This is a genomic window from Oribacterium sp. WCC10, from assembly GCF_900113415.1.
In the GTDB taxonomy this organism is placed as follows: Bacteria; Bacillota; Clostridia; order Lachnospirales; family Lachnospiraceae; genus Oribacterium.
Genome location: NZ_FOPH01000013.1, coordinates 62,334 through 86,450, shown reverse-complemented (window position 1 = coordinate 86,450; position 24,117 = coordinate 62,334). Strand labels below are relative to the sequence as shown.

At 42.5% G+C, this 24,117-nt stretch carries 23 protein-coding genes and 1 tRNA gene; 1 reads left to right on the top strand and 23 read right to left on the bottom strand.

The annotated features are described in order from the left end of the window. Nucleotides 1–7: 7 nt before the first annotated feature. From BM294_RS10400 to BM294_RS15910, 3 genes are read right to left on the bottom strand one after another with little or no spacing between them, the layout of a single operon-like run. Nucleotides 8–817 carry a hypothetical protein gene (locus BM294_RS10400; protein WP_091207882.1) on the bottom strand — a complete coding sequence of 270 codons (810 nt, stop codon included), beginning with the start codon at nt 815–817 and terminating at the stop codon, nt 8–10. Between the two features lie 60 nt (nt 818–877). After that, nucleotides 878–2,179 (bottom strand): tetratricopeptide repeat protein, encoded by a 1,302-nt coding sequence (locus BM294_RS10395; RefSeq protein ID WP_091207879.1) that lies wholly within the window; start codon nt 2,177–2,179, stop codon nt 878–880. After that, complete coding sequence (locus BM294_RS15910; RefSeq protein ID WP_175494632.1) at nt 2,176–2,334, bottom strand: hypothetical protein; 159 nt, start codon at nt 2,332–2,334, stop codon at nt 2,176–2,178. Before BM294_RS15910 ends, BM294_RS10395 begins: the two co-directional genes overlap by 4 nt. 268 nt (nt 2,335–2,602) lie before the next feature. On the opposite strand from BM294_RS15910, the gene BM294_RS10390 reads away from it, so the two are divergent. After that, nucleotides 2,603–3,103 carry a COG2426 family protein gene (locus BM294_RS10390; RefSeq protein ID WP_091207877.1) on the top strand — a complete coding sequence of 167 codons (501 nt, stop codon included), beginning with the start codon at nt 2,603–2,605 and terminating at the stop codon, nt 3,101–3,103. A 111-nt stretch (nt 3,104–3,214) separates the two neighbouring features. Here BM294_RS10390 and BM294_RS10385 read toward each other — a convergent pair. The 20 genes from BM294_RS10385 to rpe all read right to left on the bottom strand — a co-directional run bounded on the left by BM294_RS10385 (nt 3,215) and on the right by rpe (nt 24,115). Continuing rightward, nucleotides 3,215–3,297 (bottom strand) — tRNA-Leu (locus tag BM294_RS10385). A gap of 310 nt (nt 3,298–3,607) precedes the next feature. Beyond that, the gene (gene rplT, locus BM294_RS10375; RefSeq protein WP_091207871.1) at nt 3,608–3,964 is read right to left on the bottom strand and encodes a 50S ribosomal protein L20; all 357 of its coding nucleotides are present in this window, start codon (nt 3,962–3,964) and stop codon (nt 3,608–3,610) included. A gap of 28 nt (nt 3,965–3,992) precedes the next feature. After that, nucleotides 3,993–4,196: a 50S ribosomal protein L35 gene (gene rpmI, locus BM294_RS10370; RefSeq protein WP_078037972.1), complete on the bottom strand. Its 204-nt coding sequence runs from the start codon at nt 4,194–4,196 to the stop codon at nt 3,993–3,995. Between the two features lie 17 nt (nt 4,197–4,213). After that, the gene (gene infC, locus BM294_RS10365; protein WP_091207868.1) at nt 4,214–4,735 is read right to left on the bottom strand and encodes a translation initiation factor IF-3; all 522 of its coding nucleotides are present in this window, start codon (nt 4,733–4,735) and stop codon (nt 4,214–4,216) included. Between the two features lie 489 nt (nt 4,736–5,224). After that, nucleotides 5,225–5,833, bottom strand: coding sequence for a ribosome biogenesis GTP-binding protein YihA/YsxC (yihA, locus tag BM294_RS10360; protein WP_091207865.1), 609 nt, complete (start codon nt 5,831–5,833; stop codon nt 5,225–5,227). A gap of 29 nt (nt 5,834–5,862) precedes the next feature. After that, nucleotides 5,863–7,167: an ATP-dependent Clp protease ATP-binding subunit ClpX gene (gene clpX, locus BM294_RS10355; protein ID WP_091207862.1), complete on the bottom strand. Its 1,305-nt coding sequence runs from the start codon at nt 7,165–7,167 to the stop codon at nt 5,863–5,865. Nucleotides 7,168–7,205: 38 nt separating this feature from the next. Then, a complete protein-coding gene (gene clpP / locus BM294_RS10350; RefSeq protein ID WP_091207860.1) occupies nt 7,206–7,829 on the bottom strand; it encodes an ATP-dependent Clp endopeptidase proteolytic subunit ClpP in 624 nt (207 codons plus the stop codon). Between the two features lie 271 nt (nt 7,830–8,100). After that, nucleotides 8,101–9,441, bottom strand: coding sequence for a trigger factor (tig, locus tag BM294_RS10345; RefSeq protein WP_091207857.1), 1,341 nt, complete (start codon nt 9,439–9,441; stop codon nt 8,101–8,103). A 118-nt stretch (nt 9,442–9,559) separates the two neighbouring features. Next, nucleotides 9,560–10,045 carry a CYTH domain-containing protein gene (locus tag BM294_RS10340; RefSeq protein ID WP_091207855.1) on the bottom strand — a complete coding sequence of 162 codons (486 nt, stop codon included), beginning with the start codon at nt 10,043–10,045 and terminating at the stop codon, nt 9,560–9,562. A gap of 106 nt (nt 10,046–10,151) precedes the next feature. Continuing rightward, on the bottom strand, nt 10,152–11,264 hold the full coding sequence (gene rpsA, locus BM294_RS10335; RefSeq protein ID WP_091207852.1) for a 30S ribosomal protein S1: 1,113 nt from the start codon (nt 11,262–11,264) through the stop codon (nt 10,152–10,154). Beyond that, nucleotides 11,245–12,117, bottom strand: coding sequence for a 4-hydroxy-3-methylbut-2-enyl diphosphate reductase (ispH, locus tag BM294_RS10330; protein WP_091207849.1), 873 nt, complete (start codon nt 12,115–12,117; stop codon nt 11,245–11,247). Before ispH ends, rpsA begins: the two co-directional genes overlap by 20 nt. Before the next feature lie 8 nt (nt 12,118–12,125). Beyond that, nucleotides 12,126–12,794: a (d)CMP kinase gene (cmk, locus tag BM294_RS10325; protein WP_091207846.1), complete on the bottom strand. Its 669-nt coding sequence runs from the start codon at nt 12,792–12,794 to the stop codon at nt 12,126–12,128. Nucleotides 12,795–12,857: 63 nt separating this feature from the next. Next, nucleotides 12,858–14,123, bottom strand: coding sequence for a BaiN/RdsA family NAD(P)/FAD-dependent oxidoreductase (locus BM294_RS10320; protein WP_091207844.1), 1,266 nt, complete (start codon nt 14,121–14,123; stop codon nt 12,858–12,860). Nucleotides 14,124–14,602: 479 nt separating this feature from the next. Continuing rightward, the gene (locus tag BM294_RS10315; RefSeq protein WP_091207841.1) at nt 14,603–15,925 is read right to left on the bottom strand and encodes an aspartate kinase; all 1,323 of its coding nucleotides are present in this window, start codon (nt 15,923–15,925) and stop codon (nt 14,603–14,605) included. A gap of 291 nt (nt 15,926–16,216) precedes the next feature. Further along, the gene (locus BM294_RS10310) at nt 16,217–17,584 is read right to left on the bottom strand and encodes an ABC transporter permease (RefSeq protein WP_091207838.1); all 1,368 of its coding nucleotides are present in this window, start codon (nt 17,582–17,584) and stop codon (nt 16,217–16,219) included. Continuing rightward, complete coding sequence (locus tag BM294_RS10305) at nt 17,571–19,637, bottom strand: COG1361 S-layer family protein (RefSeq protein ID WP_091207835.1); 2,067 nt, start codon at nt 19,635–19,637, stop codon at nt 17,571–17,573. Before BM294_RS10305 ends, BM294_RS10310 begins: the two co-directional genes overlap by 14 nt. A gap of 83 nt (nt 19,638–19,720) precedes the next feature. Next, entirely contained in the window at nt 19,721–20,482 is a 762-nt protein-coding gene (locus BM294_RS10300) for an ABC transporter ATP-binding protein (protein WP_091207833.1), read from the bottom strand. A gap of 531 nt (nt 20,483–21,013) precedes the next feature. Then, the gene (serS, locus tag BM294_RS10295) at nt 21,014–22,327 is read right to left on the bottom strand and encodes a serine--tRNA ligase (protein ID WP_091207830.1); all 1,314 of its coding nucleotides are present in this window, start codon (nt 22,325–22,327) and stop codon (nt 21,014–21,016) included. Nucleotides 22,328–22,472: 145 nt separating this feature from the next. Beyond that, nucleotides 22,473–23,342, bottom strand: coding sequence for a pyridoxamine kinase (locus tag BM294_RS10290; RefSeq protein WP_175494631.1), 870 nt, complete (start codon nt 23,340–23,342; stop codon nt 22,473–22,475). Nucleotides 23,343–23,452: 110 nt separating this feature from the next. After that, nucleotides 23,453–24,115: a ribulose-phosphate 3-epimerase gene (rpe, locus tag BM294_RS10285; RefSeq protein ID WP_091207825.1), complete on the bottom strand. Its 663-nt coding sequence runs from the start codon at nt 24,113–24,115 to the stop codon at nt 23,453–23,455. Between the last annotated feature and the right edge of the window lie 2 nt (nt 24,116–24,117).

Here is a 24,117-nt window from a genome sequence, read left to right as displayed (position 1 = left end):
ATGCCTTTCATTTGTCTTTTTTATGAATGCTCAGAACATCCAGGCCGTCATCATCGTAAATGTCTTCATCCAGCCATCCTCCAGGAGGAGTGGAAATGTCTTTCCCGGAAGTGTCACCACGAGTTCCGGAAGGAACAGGATCATCCAGCCATCCGCCTTCCGGTTCGTAAGAACCGTGGTAAGCATCCGGATGAGATTTTAAATATCCGGACTGGGATGAACTGTTTATGCGACCATTGTTTATAGGAACAAAGTCGAGATCGTTGTTTTTGTTACTGCCGGAGGTAATATCTGCTTCTGATTTTACGATAGTGTGAAACTGAGGCATTATGGTCTGCCATGTGTTTTTTGAATCATCGTAAATTCTGATTTTCCCACCGGTTTCCCTGTAGTACTCGGCTTCGTCTTCTGTTATGTCAAGAAATCCGTTCTCGGTTTCCTGCATGCGAAGCAGCTTATCGAGCTTTGCTGTGTAGTATAAACTCTTTCTGTGAGCAGAATCATATCTATGGTTGTATCGTATATAGGCACAGAATATCATGAGTACAAGCCCCGCAAGATAGATAACTACTATGGTGTGGAGCATGGACATGATAAAAGGAATGTTAAGTTTGAGCAATATCTCTTCAAGATTGATTATGCAATATACGATGGCGATAAGTATATAGCACAATGTATAGTATATGGCTGCAGTAAGAATCCCTCGGGATATATAGTCACCTTTGAAATATTTGCTGGTTTCTATGATTCCCTTGCCTTCTTTTTTTTCATATATCGAAAGCTGAGTCATGAGTCGGATCTTTTCAACATTTAACATATATCTGGCCTCGTAATTAACGGCTGTTCTATCCGGAAATCACTAATTATCAGTAGTTAATCAGTAACCTCTTTCGGTTCTTGCTTTTTCTGCAAAATCACTGCTTGGATAAGAACCGATGATCTTATCAAATAAAATATTTGCTTCTTCCACACGTCCCGATGTCTTATATATTCTGGCAAGATAATACATGTTTTCCGGGTCTTCATGGAGTGCGATGCTAAGGGCATATAGCTCTGCGGCACGATCCTTGTTTCCACCGTTCCATATGTCATAGGCATCACTTGCAAGCTTCTGATATACAGAAGTCTCCATGATGTGTTTTATCTCTTGATACTGGGACAGCAGATTCTCATCCGTGATCTGTGAAGCATCTACGCCTGTATACAGCTGTGCGGCAAGTTCTACGTCACCACTCTCATATGCCTTGGAAATCTGAGTAAGTGTACGGAACTGGCCAATAAAAGACTCGTTGGCATTTTCATACTGCTGTATCTGCTGAGCTGCATCATTGTATTGTTTTTCCAAAGCACTGTACTGTGTTTTCAGGTCGCTGTACTCTCTGTTTGCCATATCAAGTTTCTCTGTATACGAGATAAGTTCCTGATTGTTGCTGGCATTGAGTGCTTTGGTCTTGGTAGGTAGTACTAAAAGATTGAAGATAAATAATGCTAGTATGATACCGATAAGTATGTTGACAACTACCATCCACGGAGATATTTCCTTGACCTCCTGCGGTACTATAACGTCATCATCGGTCATCTTTCTGTGAGAAAAAGCATTCTTCAGTCTGCTCTGTTCTACTTCCTTACGGCCGGTGTTTTGCTTTACTTCATCCATCAGAACAAGTGCCTTTGGATTATTTCTGTCGATCTTTAGTACTTTGTAAAGGCTGCGTCCTGCTTTAACCCAGTTTTCACGCTTCATGTAAAGGAGGGCGAGAAGGATATGCGCCTTTATATAGTTGGGACTGTCCTGAATAACCTGATTGAGCTGCATGATCGCCAGATCTTCGTTGTTGTTCTGAGCATAGTTAAGTGCCTGATTGTAGCGCTGAACATTGTCGGAACAGATACGGAGTATGGCAGGTTTACGTTGAATCTCATCAAGATAGTGATCGGCGATGTTGTCATCCGGAAGCAGGTTCATGCTTATGACCCACTGTACCAATGCATCTGCAGTCTCACCACACTCAAAGAAAATAAGGCCTAAAAGATTTCTGGCATCCTTCTGGTACTTGTTGAATTGAAGCGATTTTTTCAAAAGCTCTGCAGCACCGCTTAAATCGCGCAGTTTTGCTCTTTCAAGACCAAGATTGTAATAGCAGTTTGCAATACGTGCGAGAGTTACGTCATAGTTCATTTCTCAGTATCCTTCTTCTCTGCGATGGCATCTTCTATAAGCTTTGTCATGATGTCGTTCATATCTGTAAGGTCTACTTTTACTATTGCATCTTCTATCTGGTCAACATCCAGACTTGGTTTAAAACGATTTATCTCTTCTTCGTAATTAATCATATATACATCTTTCTTTTAGAACAAATCCGGTAAGCAGCAGAATGTGCTTTCCTTGACACTTATGAATGTATCATTTAGAATCAGCAGAGTGTCAAAAGAACATAGTACCGGAGATTGAGCTATCAGTTAAGTTTAGCACATCTCATGGGGGCATTCAAGGAAGATAACCTTGAGCTTTATGACACCTTGCGTAATGAAAATGTAAGCATTTGATACCGGCCGGATAATGTCCATATATATACTAACGACCGGTTGAATGAGGAGGATAATGGAAACTTTAGTTGATTTTTTAACTCAAAATCTGAAGGGACTTCTTTCAAAAGAAGCAATTGTGTTTGTGATCTCCATGATGCCGGTTTTGGAACTTAGAGGCGGACTATTGGCGGCTTCTTTTCTTAATGTTGAATACCTGAAGGCTTTGACGATATGCATCATCGGCAATCTTCTGCCAATCCCGTTTGTGTTGTTGTTTATAGAAAAAATAGTGATCCTTCTTGAGAAATTCGGACCAACAAAGAAGATTGCGCTGATGCTTAGAAACAAGGTTGAGAAGAATCAGGCCGCAATTGAAAAATATGATTTTTGGGGACTCGTTCTTTTTGTCGGTATTCCCCTGCCGGGAACCGGTGCATGGACAGGTTCTATTGTTGCCGGTCTTCTCCACATGCGTCGAAGAAAGTCAATGATGGCTATCTGTGTCGGCCTGATTATTGCTTCTGTTATTATGTCGATAGTTTCCTATGGATTATTAGGATCTGTGATTCGTTGATAGAAATAGAATAAGCTCAGCAATGGGATAAATAAGTTCGAATCAGAACATAATCCCAGGCTGAACTATTATAGCTGAAAAAAAGGCATCGGATAAATCCGATGCCTTTAATGCGGAGAAAGGGATTTGAACCCTCAAGAGTGTTACCTCACACGGACCTGAACCGTGCGCGTCTGCCGTTCCGCCACCTCCGCGAACCATTAAATATTAGCATATTAGGATTCTTGCGTCAACAGCAAAATACCATATGTCTCATATCTGGAAAAATACCTTATGCATCATGCCAGTAAGCTTTTTTGGGAATGTCGCATATGGTATGACCGAGTTAATATTCACTATCCGGATTATGAATGTCCATTTAATCAGGTTAAAGCTGCATGGCTGAATTCAATAGGAATACCACATCTACTTAATGAGATAAGAATAACTCTGTACATTAATAAGAATGATGTAAACATGAAAAAATCCCCAGTGTAATAACACCGGGGATTGAATGTCTCAAAATTACTTGTTGATCTGAGCCTTTGCTGTCTCAGCAAGCTTTGCAAATCCCTCTGGATCAGCGATAGCTACCTCTGAAAGCATCTTACGGTTCATGTCAACACCAGCTGACTTAAGACCGAACATGAACTTGCTGTATGAAAGACCGTTAAGTCTTGCTGCAGCGTTGATACGAGCGATCCAAAGAGTTCTGAACTGTCTCTTTCTCTCCTTACGTCCTCTGTATGACTCTGTGAGAGCTCTCATTACGCTCTGCTTAGCTACTCTATAGTGCTTTGAACGAGATCCTCTGTAGCCCTTAGCAAGCTTGAGTACTCTATTATGCTTCTTCTTAGCGTTTAATCCGCCCTTAATTCTCATTTTAATTTCCTCCTCTAAAGCCTACAAATTAAAGATATGGAAGAATCTTCTTCATTGTCTTTACGTTTGTTGCATCAACAACAGTGTCCTTACGAAGACCTCTCTTACGCTTAGTTGTCTTCTTTGTAAGAATGTGAGACTTGTAAGCCTTGTTTCTTACGAGCTTACCAGTACCGGTAACTTTAAAGCGCTTAGCAGCGGCTTTCTTTGTCTTAAGCTTTAACTGTGCCATATTAGCCTCCTGTGAATTTACTTTTTAGGACTTATAACAATCGCCATATTTCTGCCTTCGATCTTTGCAGGCTTGTCAAGGATGGCAATATCCTTTAACTTCTCTGCAAACTCGTCCAGAATATACTTGGACTGATTCATACGTGACATCTCACGGCCTCTGAATCTGAGGGCAATCTTTACTTTATTGCCCTTCTCAAGGAATTTTCTTGCAGCAGATAACTTTGTGTTGAGATCATTGGTGTCGATATTAGGTGTCATACGGATCTCTTTGATCTCGGTTACGTGCTGGTTCTTCTTGGCCTCTTTTTCTTTGCGCATCATCTCATAACGATACTTACCGAAATCGGCAATCTTAACAACCGGTGGCGTTGCATTGGCTGCAATCTTGATAAGGTCAAGATCTGCTTCCTTAGCCATCATGTAAGCATCCTTGGAGGACATAACACCTAACTGATCTCCGTTTGCTCCAATTACTCTTACCTCTTTGTCTCTGATCTGTTCATTGATTTCGATGTCTGCGTTTTTCTTAATAGCCATAAACTCCTCTCCATGTTGCATCTGTACATACAAAAATATGGTGGATTGTAAGCCAAATCCACCATAATGAAAATACACGAAGTAATAATCAAATATGAACCCGGGTCAGTATCGTACTGCCGAGGTGAGGTGGATACCTACTTTCCTGTGTCTTAAACGACCTTGAAATTTTATCACTGACAATTCATACTGTCAAGCGAAAATATAAAAGTAATTTTTTGAGCAGCTCATTGCACACGAATGTTGTGCTTTGGCGCTAATCCGTGAGTGACAGATACTTTTGACATTCACGTCATTTTATGTGGAAATAACAGTGTCGTTATATGTGTATAATACGGGAAACTGTGATTGAAACGTATCCCTTGTCGGATTCTGGTACTATGTATCAAAATCCATAATTATATTGCCACTATGTTGAGGCTCTGAAGAAACATCGGATAAATCGTTTTTCCTCAGAATGATATAGTGTGCGAATATGCCGATGATGCATCAGCTTTCCGGTTTGTCCGGAGTTTCAATGATATCATCTATGATGGCATATATCTCAGGCAAGCCCTGCTTTGTGGATGATGAAAATGGAATCATGACACAATTTTGTGTTGCATTGAGGCATTTCCGTATATCCGCGACCTGCTTTTTGACCTGTGATCGTTTGATCTTATCTACCTTTGTAAGGATAACTATAGGTTCAAAACCAGTTGTCTGCTTGATGAAGTCAAACATCTGCATATCCTGCTTTGATGGCTCATGACGTATATCAACAAATTGTATAACCTCTTCTATATCCTCTGAGGTCTCGAGATACTTGTTGATCATGCGTCCCCACTTCTCCTGCTCTACGGCTCCCGTAGAAGCATATCCGTAGCCCGGTAGGTCAACAAGATAAAAGCTGTCGTTGATGTTATAAAAGTTGATAGTTCTTGTTTTTCCCGGAGTGGAACTGGTACGTGCGTAATTGCGGCGGTTTACAAATGCATTGATAAATGATGACTTACCAACATTTGATCTGCCGGCCATGACAAACTCAGGCTTTCCGGTTGAAGGAAGTTCTGATTTGACTCCCAGTACCTGCTCGAGATTAACTGATACTATTTTCAATGTATACTCCTTTATGAAACAGTCAGTTATCAGGCTGACTGATCCTCATCTTTGTCAAAGAATGGAGAACCGTTATGTGCGATTGATGACTTGAGAGCTTCTTCATCCTTATGTGTTACAACCGGCTCGGCGCTATTATTAACCACATTCTCTGTGATTTCTACGACTGAAATATCCGGTTCGGATGGAATCTCATACATGATATCTGTCATCATATCTTCCATGATGGATCTCAGACCTCTTGCACCTGTTTTTCTTGCAACGGCCTTCTGGGCAATGGCTGTAACAGCGTCCTCTGTGAACTCAAGGTTAACACCGTCGATCTCGAAGAGCTTCTGATACTGCTTGATAAGTGCATTTTTTGGAGTTGTAAGAATCTGCTTGAGAGTATCCACATCGTGTGACTGTAATGTTACATCCACAGGAACTCTTCCGATAAACTCAGGGATAAGACCGAACTTAACGAGATCCTCAGGCTGAACCTCCTTAAGGACATCATCATAGTTCTCTTTGTTCTTCTCAACAATCTCCGCACCAAAACCAATGGATCCGGATGCTATACGCTTCTCAATGATATGCTCCAGACCATCAAAGGCACCTCCACAGATAAAGAGGATATTGGTGGTGTCAATCTGTATAAGTTCCTGCTGAGGGTGTTTTCTTCCGCCCTGAGGAGGGACAGATGCAACAGTACCCTCAAGAATCTTTAAGAGCGCCTGCTGTACGCCTTCTCCGGAAACATCTCTTGTTATGGAAACGTTCTCTGATTTCTTTGTGATCTTATCGATCTCATCGATGTAGATGATACCTATCTCTGCACGCTTTATGTCATAATCGGCAGCCTGTATAAGCTTCAAAAGAATGTTTTCAACATCTTCTCCGACATAGCCGGCTTCAGTGAGCGCTGTAGCATCTGCAATCGCAAAAGGAACACCCAGAATTTTGGCAAGTGTCTGCGCGAGATAAGTCTTACCTGTACCTGTAGGTCCGATCATGAGAATGTTTGACTTCTGTACATCGATGTCTTTGATCTTGGAAGTGATTCTCTTGTAATGGTTATAGACGGCAACAGAAAGAACTTTCTTTGCCTCATCCTGACCGATAACAAATTCGTCGAGGAATTCCTTGATCTCCTTTGGCTTCAGAAGGCGGATATCAGATGTATCTGTAGTTGTCTCTTCTGAGCCGTTTTCCTCGTCGAGAATCTCCTGGCATAAATCAACACATTCATCACAGATATAGGTGTTGTTTAAACCGGCAATTAATTTATGAACCTGCTTGGCAGACTTTCCGCAAAAAGAACAGCGGATTTTGTCTTCTGGTTTCATAGCCATATATATACCTCATATATTCCTAAATAGTTTCAGGATAATCAATCTTTTTTGCTTGCTAGACCCTGGTCACGTGACTTGAAGATATGATCTACGATACCGTACTCAAGAGCCTGCTCTGCTGTCATCCAGTGATCACGCTCGGTATCGGCCATAACTTTTTCGAAAGGCTGACCACAGTTTGCTGCAAGAATCTCAGCCATATGCTTCTTTGTGCGTAAGATCCACTCTGCTGTTATCTGAATCTCGGTAGCCTGACCCTGAGCTCCACCTGAAGGCTGATGAATCATGACCTCTGCATTAGGAAGAATCATACGCTTGCCCTTTGTTCCGCCGGCAAGAAGAAACGCACCCATGGATGCGGCCATACCCACACAAATGGTTGATACATCACACTTGATATACTGCATGGTATCATAAATGGCCATACCGTCAGTGATGACCCCGCCAGGGCTGTTGATGTAGAGACTGATATCCTTATCAGGATCCTCTGACTCAAGGAATAAAAGCTGCGCAACTACTAAAGAGGCAGTATCGTGATTAACCTCGTCTCCAAGGAAAACAATACGCTCGTTTAAAAGCCTTGAAAAAATATCGTAAGAACGCTCGCCTCTTGATGTTGACTGAATAACATAAGGAATTGTTGTAATATCACTAAAGTTCATATTTCATCCTCCATTGTGGAATATTGTACTATTTTCTGAAAATGAAAACAATAAAGTGGTACTTCACTATGTACGTGGTATGTGAAACCTGAGCCGTGAAAAAGGCTTTAAGATTCACACAAAACATTAATATAAGCAAGTATCAAAGCTGGTAATGAATCACTTGACTTTGCCGGAGCAGACTTATATCAGATATAAAACGAGCGGTGCAGATAAAACTAACTGCATCGCCCGTTGATTAATACATATAAGTATAAGTGAACTATGTTAATTAGTTCTCAGATGTCTCTTCCTCTTCCTTCTCAGCCTTCTTGGACTTCTTCTCAGGCTTTACAAGGTTTGCCTCTGAAACTAGGAAATCTACAGTCTCCTGGAATCCAAGATCCTTCTTCATGCTCTCCTTCTGAGAATCAGAAACATTCTTCATGAGATCAGCGTACTCCATCTTATACTGCTCAGCGATCTTCTTGAACTCTTCTTCAACACGCTCGTCTGATACAGTGATGTTCTCAGCCTTCATAACAGCCTCAATAACAAGAGATGTCTTGATGTTTCTCTCAGCATTTGGCTTCATCTGCTCTCTGATGTCGTTAACAGTCTGTCCTGTGATCTTGAGGTACTGATCCATAGGAATGCCCTGCTGCTGAAGTCTCATCTGATAATCATATACCATGTTATCAAGCTGTGCATCGATCATAGGCTGTGGAATCTCTACAGTAGCGTTCTCAACAACCTTAGCGATAACGCTGTTCTCATTTGCTGTTGTGGCTGACTTCTCCTTAGCCTCCTTAAGAGTCTTCTTAAGGTCCTTCTTGTACTCATCAAGAGTTTCGAACTCTGAAACCTCTGATGCGAACTCATCATCAGCTGCAGGAACCTGCTTCTCCTTAACGAACTTGATGGCTACCTTGAAAAGAGCTGCCTTGCCTGCAAGATCCTTTGCACCGTACTCCTCAGGGAATGTTACATTTACATCAACAGTCTCGCCGGCCTTGTGACCGATGAGCTGATCCTCGAAACCAGGGATAAATGTTCCGGAACCGATTGTAAGAGGATAATCCTCACCCTTTCCGCCTTCGAACTCCTTGCCATCTACAGATCCAACGAAGTCGATTGTTGCGATATCGTTCTTCTTGATTGCGCGGTCAACATCGATAACGCGGGCGTTCTTCTCGAGCTCCTGCTTAAGTCTCTCGTTTACTTCCTTGGCAGATACTGTTGTATCAGCCTTTTCTACTGTTACACCCTTGTACTCGCCAAGTGTAACTTCAGGCTTTACAGCTACAGTTGCTGTGTAGATAAGGTTCTTGTCTGTGCCGATCTGGTCAACACCGATCTCAGGACGTGAAACGATCTCAAGACCTGACTCCTTGGCAGCCTCAGGATATGTCTCATCAAGAATAACATTGAGAGCATCCTCGAAGAATACCTGTGCGCCATACATCTTCTCGATCATTGCCTTTGGTGCATGTCCCTTACGGAAACCCGGAAGATTGAAACGGCTCTTGTTCTTGTTATATGCTGTATCAATGGCCTTTAAGAACTTCTCATTCTCTACCTCTACGGTCAACTTGGCCATATTCTTTTCAAGATTTTCAACTTTAACGCTCATTAAGAGTACCTCCAAAACTTATCGTTTCTTAATTTTTATATGTAACCCACAGGGGAAATGCGCATACTTCTCCCGTGCGTAAACACGTTCGGTAAAAAAGTATAACACGTACTTTCTTTTATCGCAAGGATTTTTGAACAGGCAAAATGCCTCTGGCCAGTCTTGCATTGCTGTATTCACCACCGGCTGTTACATCATCTCCGAACCAGGGCGGTGGAATAAATGCCATTTCCTCTTCGACTGAATCAAACTCGACTTCAACAAGCCGGTATCCATCGAGTGCGCCTTCGAATATATCAAGTTCTGCAGTGTATTTACCTACAGGAATCATATAGCGCTTTTTCCTTATGATGGTCCCATCGTGCTTTTCAAGCAGGTGCTCATATGAATCCTTGTCAAGAGGCAGATTGTACTCTTCATGTGAAAAATCACCTTTACCTTTGTATGTAAGCTCATATTTATCCAGGGCAGCGCTTTGATCATGTCTTATACGAACTGTTGGTGTGAAGTTAAGATATGCCTGTTCCAATAATCTAACCGGATATACAGAAAGATCATGAGGAAGCTCCCTGACCAGAAATTTTCGTTCTATTTCTACACCCATTTTATTCTCCTGATTAAAGTCTCTATAGAATTGTACCGGTTTATTCCTGCGATATTAATAAAAAAATAGAGTCGGGCTTGAAGTCCGACTCTATCGATCTAATCAATTACTCTGCATCTGCAACTGCGTTGATATCTACGTCAGCTACATCAGCGTTCTCATCAGCATCAGGAAGAAGTGCCTTCATGCTGAGTGAAATCTTGTGATTGTCAACGTCAAGGTCAACGATCTTAGCCTCGATATCCTGACCTACTGTAAGAACATCAGATGGCTTGTTTACATGCTCCTTAGAGATCTGAGAAACATGAAGAAGTGCATCGATGCCCTTCTCAAGCTCTACGAATGCACCGAAGTCAGTCATACGTGCTACAGTACCCTTTACAGTAGTACCAACAGCGAACTTAACCTCTGCATCCTTCCAAGGATTCTCATCCGGGAACTTACGTGTAAGAGCAATTCTCTCACCGTTGATCTCCTTAACAAGTGCAGTAACTTCCTGACCCGGCTTGAAGATCTTCTTAGGATTCTCAATTCTGCCCCATGACATCTCTGAGATGTGAAGGAGACCGTCAGCACCACCAAGATCGATGAATGCACCGAAATCTGTAAGGTTCTTAACGACACCGGTACGAACATCACCAACGTGAAGCTCTGAGAAAAGCTTATCATGCTGCTCCTTCTTTGTTGCAGTCATGAGCTGCTTTCTGTCACCGATAACTCTACGCTTCATAGGATTGAACTCGGTGATAACGAACTGAACATCCTGTCCCTGATACTTAGTAAGATCTCTCTCGAATGTATCTGATACAAGTGATGCAGGAATGAATACTCTTGCACCATCAACTTCTACATTAAGACCACCCTTAACAACCTGAACAACCTTACCTGTAAGAACTGTCTGGTTCTCGAAAGCCTCCTTAAGCTCCTCTGATGCCTTAGATGCAATTGCCTCTCTGTGAGAAAGAGCTACCTGGCCTTCACCGTCATTGACTTTCTTTACCTTGCACTCAATTTCGTCGCCGACATTGACTACTGTGGTGAGGTCTAATGTATTGTCTGCGCTGTAATCGCTTCTTGTCATAATACCGTCTGATTTGTACCCAATGTTGAGTGCAATCTCGTCAGGCTTAACACTAATAACCTTACCAGTAACAATCTCCCCTGCATGAATAGATTTTAATGATGCGTCAAGCATCTGTTCAAAACTCATTTCTGACATAATTTTGAACCTCCTCAATAATTTCTTTCGGGGTGCTTGCCCCAGCTGTAATACCTACGTTTTGAATCGCGCCATCGTAACTAAAGTTAAGATCGTGAACCGTCTGTATCAACTGGGTAACTGGACACTGGTCTTTGCAAATCTCATATAACTTTTTCGTGTTGGATGAACTGCTTCCTCCAATGACGATCATAGCATCGGAATGTCTTGCAAGTTCCTTTGCTTCTGACTGTCTCTCGAAAGTCGCGTTACAAATCGTATTAATAGCATTAACATCATAAAACTTTTTTTTCAAAATATCAATAATTAGTTTAAATTTGTCTGCATTGAATGTTGTTTGAGCTAGAACAACTACCTTCTGACCGTTACCGTCGGGTAGATTTTCTGCGGATTCAATGTCCGGAATGGCTGAAATATCACCATCTGCCCATCCGATGATGCCAACTATCTCAGGATGAGCAGGATTTCCGATGATGAAGACCTTTTCTTTTTCGAATGTATGCTTATAGGCTAGTTTCTGTATCTTTTGGACGAAAGGACAGGAAGCATCGATGGTCTCAATATTTCTTTCCTTCAGAATCTTATATATATTTCTGCCCACTCCGTGTGCACGTATGATGACTATGCCATCCCTGAGAGCCCGTAATTCTTCTTCACTGTTTAATATCTTGACATTATAGGAAGAAATTTTTTCTATTACATTCTCGTTATGAACTATAGGTCCATATGTGTAGATCTGTTTTCTTTCCTCTTCCGGCTTTTTGTTTTCACGGTCTATTATCTCGTATACCGTATCAACAGCACGTTGAACGCCGAAACAAAAACCGGCTGTTTTAGCAAGTGTTACATTCATGTCAGTAGTTAATTCCTTTTCATTGCAATGTCGAGAATTGCGTCTATAGTCTCATCTATAGTGAGGTCAGAGCTGTCCACAAGAACAGCATCAGGAACCTGTATAAGAGGCGAATTGGCTCTGTGCATATCTCTATAGTCACGTTCTTCGATTTCCTTTTCGACTTCATTTATATCGCAGTCGATACCCTTTTCCTTAAGCTCATTGGCACGTCTTCTGGCGCGCTCCTTAACTGATGCAGTAAGATATATCTTTGTGTCCGCATTGGGGAGAACCTTTGAGCCTATATCTCTTCCATCCATGACTACTGAAGTTGTGGAGGCAAGTTTCTGCTGGAGGCTCACAAGTTTATCTCTTACAGGCTGGTATTGGGAAACAGTGGATGCCGCAGCGCCAACCTCCTGAGTACGTATCCTTGTGCTGACATTATCACCGTTAAGGAAAACCTGCTGAACGCCCTGTTCATCATAGGCTATGGAAATGTCTATATCTTTTATTTTCTCTACAACTTTGGATTCATCTTCAACAGGGATGCTGTTGTCCATGCAGTAAAGTCCGACTGTACGGTACATGGCACCCGTGTCGATGTAAACATAACCGAGTTCCTTTGAAACTGCTTTTGCAATGGTTGATTTTCCTGCGCCTGCAGGACCGTCTATAGCAATACTATATGGCATGATGACCTCTTTCTTATGTTTATTATTATACTGAGGGTAATGTTCCCTTCTTTATGATAATGTTTATTCCTGTGCCGCTGAGAGTCCGGCGAGATGTCCTGTTGAGAAGGCCATCTGCATGTTGAAGCCCCCTGTATATCCGTCTACATCTATAACTTCACCGGCAAAATAAAGACCTGAGACCTTTTTTGATTCCATGGTCTTTGGATTGATATCCTTTACGGATACGCCGCCCTGAGTGACTATGGCTTCCTTGAAGCTTCCTGTGCCGCTGATGGTGAATTCAAAATCTCTCAAAAGTGAGAGAATCTGTTTACGGGCATTACGATCCACTTCAGTGACTTTCTTGTTGATATCTACACCACGGCGTTCAAGTCTTGCGATAAATGCAGGGATAAGCTGTGACGGAAGCAGGTTGGAAAAAGCATTTCTGAGTTCTTTATTTCGGAACTCCTTAAAATCACGAAGTATTCTCTCGTCAAGCTGCTCATCGGTCAATGCGGGTTTCAGGTCGATATGGACTGTGAGTATCTTTCGCTTACTGTGGTCAGAAGCATTGAGATATTTTGTGATGACTGCCGAAGCAGAGATGATGACCGGACCTCTGAGCCCCTCTTCGATGAAGTCCATATCTCCGAAGTCTTTATAATAACTCTTTCCGTCGTCATCTGTTATGTTTATTTTTATATTCTTTAAAGTGAGACCCTTTAAACGATATATATCATTTTCATGGACATTGAGGCAGACTAGAGAAGGATAAGTTTCGGTAACCGTCATACCGGCCTCCTTCGCGAATCTGTAACCGTCACCTGTTGAGCCGGTGGACGGATATGAAAGTCCTCCGGTGGCAACGATGATACGGTCTGCAGTATAGTTTCCGTAACAGGTGTCTATACCGCATACGGAACCGTTCTTATAGCGTATGCCGCGTACCTCTGTCTTGTAGTGTATCTCTACACCGAGCTTCTTTATATAGTGTTTCAATGCATCTGTTATGCTGTATGCATGATCCGATACAGGGAATACTCGTCCACCTCGTTCTGTCTTGGTATTGCATCCGTTTTTCTCAAGCAGGTCGATTATATCCTGATTGGTGAAATCATAGAGTGCGGAATACAGAAACCTTGGATTGGTAACATAGTTCTTGAAGAACTCATCGATATAAAGAGAGTTCGTCATATTTCCGCGACCCTTTCCGGTGATAAATATTTTTTTGCCGAGCTTATCATTTTTTTCTATGAGATGCACTTCGGCATCCGGATTTGATTCCTTTGCGGCTATTGCTGCGAGCATACCGGCTGCCCCGCCGCCGATTATATATATTTTCAATTATTTACTGTTTCCTTCCTCATAGAAGTTCACTATGAAACTATACTGATATATGTGAATATCCTGATATATGTCATGCTACATCTTATATTATGACCCGACCGGACACGAATAACGTAGTCGTTCCGCTCACATGACATCTACTGTCGGAAAAGCAATATAACATATAATGCCTATATCTTCAAATCTATTGTAATTATACTTCGGAAAAAGTGATGAAAAAAAGAGCAAAAGTGTAAATGAGCCCACTTTCAGAACCGGATCTGTCGTTTTATCTTACTATTTTGGACAAGGAAATACCCCCAGGCAGGTTTTATACTTTGTGTCCTGCTTGGGGGTGGCAATATCAATTAGTCTCTGACGACTGGATTTTATGATGTTCATACTTTCTGTACCGTATCCGATACAGGAGGTGAAATATTAGGGAAACAATGATTAAAGCAGTTCCCTGGCCGGATGCGTATTAACCGGATCTCCGATCAGTTGGAGGCGCTTAATACAAACATATTGTAGATTGCCTTTATAGCTTTCTCAAAGTCTTCGTTTCTGACTCCGATGATGATGTTGTACTCACTTGAACCCTGATCGATCATCTTGATATTGATATACTCGTGTGCAAGAGCAGAGAAGATTCTTCCTGCAACACCTCGTGAAGACTTCATTCCACGTCCAACTACAGCAACAAGAGCGATGTCTGACTCAAGTTCGATGAGATCAGGATTTACCGCACGCTGGATTCCGTTGAGAACCTTCTGTTCGCAGCATTCAAGCTCTTCCTGATGGATAACAAGAGTCATGGTGTCGATACCTGATGGCAGATGCTCAAAAGAAATATGATTATCCTCCAGAACACTGAGAACCTTACGTCCGAAACCGATCTCTGCATTCATCATGGCCTTTTCAATGTTGAGAGCACAGAAATCTTTCTTTCCGCTGACACCTGTGATAACAAAACGAGGCTTCTTAAGGGTATCCTGAACGATCAGTGTGCCGTGATCATCAGGGCGGTTTGTGTTCTTTATCTGGATAGGAATGCCTTCTTTACGTACAGGGAATATAGCATCCTCATGAAGAACTCCGGCACCCATATAGCTGAGCTCGCGAAGCTCACGATATGTGATGTAGTCGATAACCTCGGGATTCTTTACGATACGGGGATCAGCTACAAGGAATCCGGATACATCGGTCCAGTTCTCATAGAGATCAACATGCTCTGCTGCTGCGATAAGAGAACCTGTCACATCTGAACCGCCACGACTGAATGTTACGATATCTCCATCCTCGTTGGCACCATAGAAGCCGGGAAATACAGCATAATCAACATCTGTAAGAGCTTCATGTATAGCAGCCTCGGTCTTTTCGAAATTACAGCTTCTGTCCTTGTTGAATACGAAACATGAAGCGGAGTCAATAAATGTAAATCCGAGATATGCTGCCATGAGCTTACCGTTAAGGTACTCACCGCGGGATGCTGCATAATCCTTTCCTGCACCATCCAGAAGGTCATGGGCGATCTTGTCAAAGTCCTCGTCAAGGCTGAGCTTGAGGCCGAGACCATCGATGATCTCCTGATAACGGGTCTTGATCTTTGCAAGAATAGGATTGAAATTCTGCTCAGAAGAAGCTGCATTGTAAAGCTGATACAGCATATCGGTTACTTTGGTGTCCTGAGAGTTTCTTTTTCCCGGAGCAGATACTATGATATAGTGTCTTGTTTTATCGGCAAGAATGATATTCTTTACCTTCTCAAACTGTTCTGCAGATGCACAGGAACTACCACCAAACTTTGCTACTTTGATCATAATTTTACTCCCCTATTCTTGAACGTCAGCGTATGAATCTGTCTGACATTCTTCTCAGCATTATAGATTGTTCTGTTCAATGTTTCGACGTCATGCGGCTGATAAAAAGCAACAGCTCTTACACTGAGGGAAGGACACAATTTCCCCGCAATTATCGAAAAATTGAATAATATGATTTGAGATTATAGCATTTAAGATATTTTTAAACAATATATCTATATGTGACAATCGAGAATAACAGATATTCCCGGAACAACATACAAGGATGCTGTTCCGGGAATGAATGTGATTTTATTCGTTTCTGATAGCAGCCAGAGGGCTTAGCTTCATGGCTCTCACAGCGGGTACATATCCGGCAAGGGAACCTACAGCTATGGCGAAGACTATGGCAAATGCGGCAAGCCATACAGGTATAAAGGAAAGTGAACCTCCTTCACCGTATCCGAAGAACATTGACATAGTGTCATCGCCTCCCGAGGACGTAAAGAAATTAATCACGAAAGAGATGATGTAGCTTACAATGATGCCTGCTATGCCACCAAGGAAACCGATGATACCGGATTCAAAGAGAAACATGTTTCTGATATCGGACATATCACATCCGAGAACCTTCATTACACCTATCTCTTTGGTTCTTTCGTAAATGGACATCATCATGGTGTTCATGATGCCGATTGCGGCAACCAAAAGAGAAACTCCGCCTATACCACCGAGAACCATCTGAACCATTCCTAGCTGTTCCTGAGCAGACTGAAGCCATTCCATATTGGAACTGACATTGAAACCCAGGTTTGATATCTGTTCCTGAACTGTCTGAACATTATCCATGTCATCAACGAAAACGTAGGCGGCATCGTAAACGTAATAATTGTAGGCTTTGCCGTTCTTTCGTGTTCTCGGATCAGGCACAAGAGCTTTTTTATAAAGCTTTCGCAGGAAACGTTTAAACGTATCAAGATCCGCATAGACATTGTAACTGTAGGAAGACCAGTCGTTTTCACCACCTGCAATTATTCCGCTTGCAGGAATGACATATTTCTTGGGTTCTTTCGGTTTGCTGCTTTCAGAATCGGTTTTAGTCGGTTTTTCACTGTAGGATGACGTCGGAAAAGTAATAAAGATAGTATCCTTGTCCGGATTTACAGTATATGTATCGTAATTGGAAGGCTTGTAAAAGCTATTGTACAGGATCTGATTTCCGTATACGAGGCTTAACTCATTCTGGTCATGCCCGGGGATTTTGCCGCCTTCTCTAAGCTTTAACTGTGAAAGATAATACTGGGATACCCCGCATATGGTGAAACCGCCTTCATAGCCGTTACATTTAGCTGAAACATTGACTTCAAGGGACGGACTGACTGCGACAACGTGGTCAATGGTACCGAACATGGCGATATTGTCATCTGTGAGTTCGGTTTTCTGCTTGTCTTTTGCTTTTCCACTGTCACCACGGTCATAGCTTTCGTACACACGTATCATGGTGAGAGAGCCTTCATCCTGAAAGGACTGAAGCATCATCTGGCTCATTCCGAGACCAAGGCTCACCATGACAACGATGGAAGCAGTTCCGATGACAACGCCGAGCACGGTTAGTAAGGTTCTGGTTTTGCGTCTTCTCAGATTACTGACCGCCAGCTTAAATAAATCAGATAGTTTCATCTATATCCTGTTCCTGCTTCTTTTTGTTCTTTTTCTTCTTTACGATGACAAATGAGGTTCCGCCTATAGCTGCAGCAATCAGTACGACGGCAACTGGAATCTTCAGCTTATCGAAAAGAGTCGGTTCCTGTTCATTCATGTCATCGCCAATATAGTCGGAGTCATCCTCAATCGGTTCAATGACAATGAGATTGATGGTTTCCTCCTGGGTCTGCTGCTCTCCGTTTATGTCTTCGTAGGTTATGGTTACATTGATGCTACCGTCATCCATCGTAGGGCTGATACCCTGAACCATGGCATCAACGGAACCTGAATCACCGGGCTTAATGTTTCCGACGTAGGTACTTGTTCCCTGAATGGAATCTGCTGAAAAATCTACAGTGACATTGTAAAGAATGACTTTGCCGGTATTGTTTATATTAAACATGACATTGGATTCTCCGCCTGCTTCCACAGGATTAGGGGTGATATCGAAACCGGTACAGGAAAGTCGGGCAATCTGCCTTACAGGCACATCCAGAGTGATCTTTTCTTCGGCATTTTTAAACTCCGGTGAATCATACTTTTCGTTAATGATCAGACCGTAGGATCGTGGGTCCACTCCGGCAGATGCTATCATCGGCCAGGTTACTTCCTTTGATTCACCTGCTGCAAGTGCGTTGATAACTGTTGAATTGGCACCGTTTTCAGTTGAGAAAACATTGGAATTATCGACTTTTTCGGAATCAAGGGTGAGCAGAATGTTGCTTGCATTTATATCTGTGCTGGCATTCTTTATTTCAACCACCAGTCTGAAAGCCTGACCGGCATAAACTTCGGCAGGTTCTGTCCGGTATGATCCGACAACGAGACGTGCTTTTGTACGGTCATTTGCATTGAACTCTCTCGTAGAATCGGAGTCCTCTGTGTCATTCATGGTCTGGTTGTTGATGTTCACATAAAATACATGAGTTTCCCTGGACTGCAGCGTTGCATCCGGTGTGCTCTTGTAGGTTACTGTGTAGGATATCGGATAGTAGCCGCTGGCGGCATTTCGTTTTATTGCCATGGAGTAAGATGGACTTACTGTTTCATCCGGTGCAACAGAAGTGAAGTTCTGATCATAGTTCGACTTGCTTATCTCAAAAGGGAACTGTTTTGATGCTGCTGTCTTTGCAAGTGCTGTATTCTGAACCTCGGCATTATCTCCTAGAGAATTCTCCATATGGACCGTTACATCATATAAGGTACGGTTTGTTTGATTACGGAAATCCACAGAGAAATTCAGGTTGCCCGGATAGTTTGCAGCAGGTGTGGTCTGGTTCTCCCCCACTACGAATGCTGCCTGCTTTTCTGTTGTGGCAGGGTTGGACACATCGCCCTGAGACAGTACGGCAATGTTTATGAATTCGGCTCTGTTTAAGCTTCCGTATGACCCGGATGAGTTATATGGAACATCATAGAAAATGGAGATGGGTACAGCATAGTATCCTGCGGTTATATCACTTCGGATATGAACATTGAAGGTAATTTCCTTATATTCCCCTTTTTTCAGTGTGCCAAGTTTTTTCTCCTGAGTCATGGTTGATGAATTGATCTCAAGAGGATATTTACCTCCGTCTACAGGATATGTAAGACCAAGGGAAGCATTGTAGGCACGAGACATTCCGGCCTGATAGCCTTCGTTATAGGCTTCAGACTCAGAGGATTCCTCATCCTCATCATATGGATTGGAACTTTTGGCATTTGGAACGATACCGTTTGTATTAACCAGATTCTGGTCTTGAGACAGACGGACTCTGACGTTATTGATTTCTTCGGAATCAGGATTGTAGAGACCATTTACGCCGTTATATCCGATTCGTACAGTAAGCTGCATATCCTGTCCCACCATACCTTCAGGCGTGGGATCGGCATCATGTACAAAGGTGTTGAGATTGGTGTCTACATAAGAAGCAAAAGTCTTTTTTGGTGCGAATATGACTAAAGCTGCTATAAAGAAAAAGAAGCTGATGAGCATGCTTCTTGTCTGCTTTTGGATATTGATTGTACAGAAATAACTATATTTTTTCATACTGCCTCCGAATGTTCAGGGAACATTCTTTTGTACTATATTCAGGTTGATATCTGATGGAATACTTATATAACAGGCGTTCCCTAATCGGCCTTTTTTACTTCACAGAATGGCGGTTCACCATTCTCTTTCAGGATTTCCATCTCGATGGGACTTTCATTGTTGATCACCGTTTCTACTACGTGACCGTCGACTACACGTATCTGCCTGTCGGCCCATGAAGCGATGTGGGGATCGTGAGTTACCATTATCAGTGTACGATGCTCTTCCGACACAATCTTTTTCATAAGTGTGAGAACATCATCTGTGGTGTGTGAGTCAAGATTTCCGGTTGGCTCGTCTGCAAAGATGATCTTTGGGTCAATGACCAAAGCTCTCGCGATACCGACTCGCTGCTGTTGTCCACCGGACATCTGATTCGGCATATGTAAGCACTGGTCTCCTATCCCCATGAGTTCCATATAATGTTTAGCCGCTTTTGTGCGCTCTTTATAGTCCACACCTCTGAACATGAGAGGCATGGCAACATTTTCCAGGGCATTCATGGATGGAATAAGATTGTAGCTTTGAAAGATAAAACCGACATTTTGCCTACGGAATGCTACAAGCTGAGCTTCATTCATTCGATCGATTCGCTTATTAGCGATCTGAATGATGCCTTTGCTGGGAGCTTCGAGTCCTGCAAGCATATTGAGACAGGTGGATTTGCCGGATCCGGATGTGCCGACGATGGCGATAAACTCACCCTTATATATATCAAAAGAAACTCCATTCAGAGCCGGGACGGCATTCAATCCTATATTAAAGATTTTATACAGATCCCGCACTTTTATCAGTGGTTCCAATTATAATCCTACTTTCCTTGTTTTGTAGTACAATTATAGGCTATTGATAATGATTATACAATCTATGAAATTTTGAACGTTTTTTGAAGATGCTGTTAAGGTTAGCGGGATTTTGAAAGAATTAAAGACGAAAAAATCATATCAGCAGCACATTGCACACGAATGTGTGCGTTGGCACTAATCAGTGAGTGGAAAATTCTTTTGACACTCACGTCATCATATGTGGTATGACAGACAAACAGAGGAATCAGTGTAAAAAAACAGCCTTGAATCCAACCTGCATCAGTAAAGAGTGCAGATCAGCGACAAGGCTGTTTTGATATTATGCTCTATGGAAAATTAGGGAAACGCTGATTAAAGCGTTTCTCTGGCCGGATTTTCGATGCGAAGCATCAAATTCCTTTGAAAATCCGTGCCCCGACGCCGGAGGCTCTGAGGAAACACTGATATAATCAGTGTTTTCATAAATATCAATAAAATGCCGGGGAATGCAAAAATCCTCTGCTATAAATACGGTGATTTAAAACAGAATCAGTTCTTCTTGCCCTCAATTGAGTTCCACTTAGGTGTGAGAATCTTTGTTCCGCCCATGTATGGCTGAAGAACCTCAGGGATAGTAACAGAACCGTCTGCCTGAAGGTGGTTCTCAAGGAATGCGATAAGCATACGTGGAGGAGCAACACAAGTGTTGTTAAGTGTGTTGGCAAGGTGAATCTTGCCGTCCTTACCTTTGATACGTATCTTGAGACGTCTTGCCTGCGCATCGCCAAGGTTAGAACATGAGCCTACCTCGAAGTACTTCTTCTGACGAGGTGACCATGCCTCAACGTCACATGACTTAACCTTAAGATCTGCAAGGTCTCCAGAGCAGCACTCAAGTGTTCTTACAGGAATATCCATTGAACGGAAGAAATCAACAGTGTTCTTCCAGAGTTTCTCGTACCAGTCCATAGCCTCTTCAGGCTCACATACAACGATCATCTCCTGCTTCTCGAACTGGTGGATACGATAAACACCTCTCTCCTCGAGACCATGTGAACCCTTCTCCTTACGGAAGCAAGGTGAATATGATGTAAGTGTAAGCGGCATAGTGTCAGCAGGAAGGATCTGATCGATGAAACGTCCGATCATTGAGTGTTCTGATGTTCCGATAAGATAAAGATCCTCACCTTCGATCTTGTACATCATAGCGTCCATCTCAGCGAAAGACATAACGCCGTCAACAACCTTTGAACGAATCATGTATGGAGGGATAACGTAAGTGAAGCCTCTATTGATCATGAAGTCACGCGCATAGCTGAGTACTGCTGAATGAAGACGTGCGATATCACCAACAAGATAGTAGAAACCGTTTCCTGCAACGCGTCCTGCAGCATCCATATCAACACCGCCAAAAGACTCCATGATGTCTGTATGATAAGGAACGTCGAAAGCAGGAACAACAGGCTCACCGAAACGCTCATTCTCAACATTGTGAGTATCATCCGGACCGATAGGAACTGATGGATCGATGATGTTAGGAATCACCATCATTCTCTTGGTGATTTCTTCATTGAGCTTTGGCTGTAACTCCTCAAGCTCCTTAAGTCTGTCAGAATACTGAGATACCTCAGCCTTGACCTGCTCAGCCTCTTCCTTCTTACCCTGTGCCATAAGTGCGCCAATCTGCTTGGAAGTTGCATTCTTCTTTGCACGAAGGTCATCAGCCTCCTGCTGGCACTTTCTGGCTTCCGCATCGTACTTGATGACTTCATCAACCAGTGGAAGCTTCTCATCCTGGAACTTCTTCTTTATATTTTCTTTTACAAGTTCAGGATTCTCTCTGACAAATTTTATGTCTAACATAAGATCCTCTCTCCTCCCGGAAATTATCTGAATAAAAGTATGTGTAAAAATCTACATATATCATACAGAAAACTATATATGAAAATATACACACCTAACTACTATAGCGTTATTTCATCGGTTTTTCAAGGGCGGCGCGTTTTAATTAGTCTGAAAGCTGATGAAGCAGATCTTCAAACTGTACACCTTCTGTAACCGGTACATGTTCGTTTTCTGAGTGCCTGATTGCACGTCCTACGAAAACAGAGGCGGTTCGGCATGCATTTTCAGGCTCGGTTCCTTTAATAAGCTTTGAAGCAAGGATCGCACTGAAAAGGTCACCTGTTCCCGGACGGTTGTTTCCTGTTTTCGGATTTCTGATGAAGCGCACATCTCCGTCAGACTCGGAAAGAACATTCAAAAGACAGTCTTCATCATTTTCTGAAATGTCTTCCACTCCCGTGATGACCACAGTACCGTTCGTGATATGATGAAGTGCGGAAAGTAAAGCGTTGAAAACTATAGCTTTTGCAGAGTCATGGTTACAGCTGTCCAATGTTTCCCTTAAACCTTCGTAATCATAGTCTGCCAAAAATGCAGCTTCTGTAAGATTCGGACAGATCAGGTCGGCATGTTTTGCAAGGGAACGAAGTGCCGAAATATTCCTGTCAGACATGTGTCTGTAGAGTTTGCCGTGGTCTGCCATAACAGGGTCAAGGATGACCTTCACATCAGGATTCTTTTCTCGTTGCTTAACTATAAACTGTTCTATGATTTTCTGCTCGTTTTCATCTCCGAGATACCCTATAAGTATTCCGTCAAATCTGAAATCATTTTTGTCCCAGGCATCAAAGTATGCTGTCATATGATCGCTGAAGTTTACTTTTGAAACCTCGTTAAATGCTGTATGACTGCTTAAAATGGCAGTAGGAACAGGGCAGGCGGTGATTCCGAGGCAGGATACAACCGGAAGCTGTATGGAAAGGGAGCTTCTGCCAACACCGCTGAGGTCGTTGATGATTGCTAATTTTTTCATAATAAAAACATTCTCCGTAAAATAAAGATATACTTCAGCAGAAAGTGACATGAAGTATGTACTGCTAAAGTATAACTATATATTGGCTGTATTATTAACGGGCAGGTGATTTATCCTTTAAGAAGAGCATTAAATGCCTTGACATTTTCAGCAATCTTATCAACAGGATTGAATACGGCTGAACCTGCAATGAAGAAATTGGCGCCTGCGGTTTCTATTTCCTTAATATTGGCGAGTGTTACTCCGCCGTCTACACCGATGGTAAGGTCAAGACCTCTTTCTGTTGCGATACGGCGAAGATCGCGAACTTTGTCGAGGGTATATGGAATGAACTTCTGTCCGCCGAATCCCGGATTCACAGTCATGATGAGAACGAGATCCACCATAGGAAGAATGCAGGAAAGGGTTTCTACAGGAGTTGCGGGATTCAATGCAACGCCGGCCTTCAGTCCTGTCTCTTTTATCTTTGCGATGGTACGGTCAAGGTGAAGGCATGCCTCCTGATGAACAGTGATTCCGTCTGCTCCGGCTGCTGCCACATCGTCAATATATCTGATAGGTTCCTGAACCATCATATGGACATCAAAGAATGCCTTTAAATCCTTGCGGACTGCCTTTACGATAGGAGCACCGAAAGAGATATTAGGAACAAAAGTTCCATCCATCATATCAAAGTGAATATATTCTGCACCTGCTTCTTCTGCTGCCATGATGCTGTTTCTTAAGTTGCCGAAGTCGGCAGACAGAATAGATGGTGATAAGTAACTCTTCATAA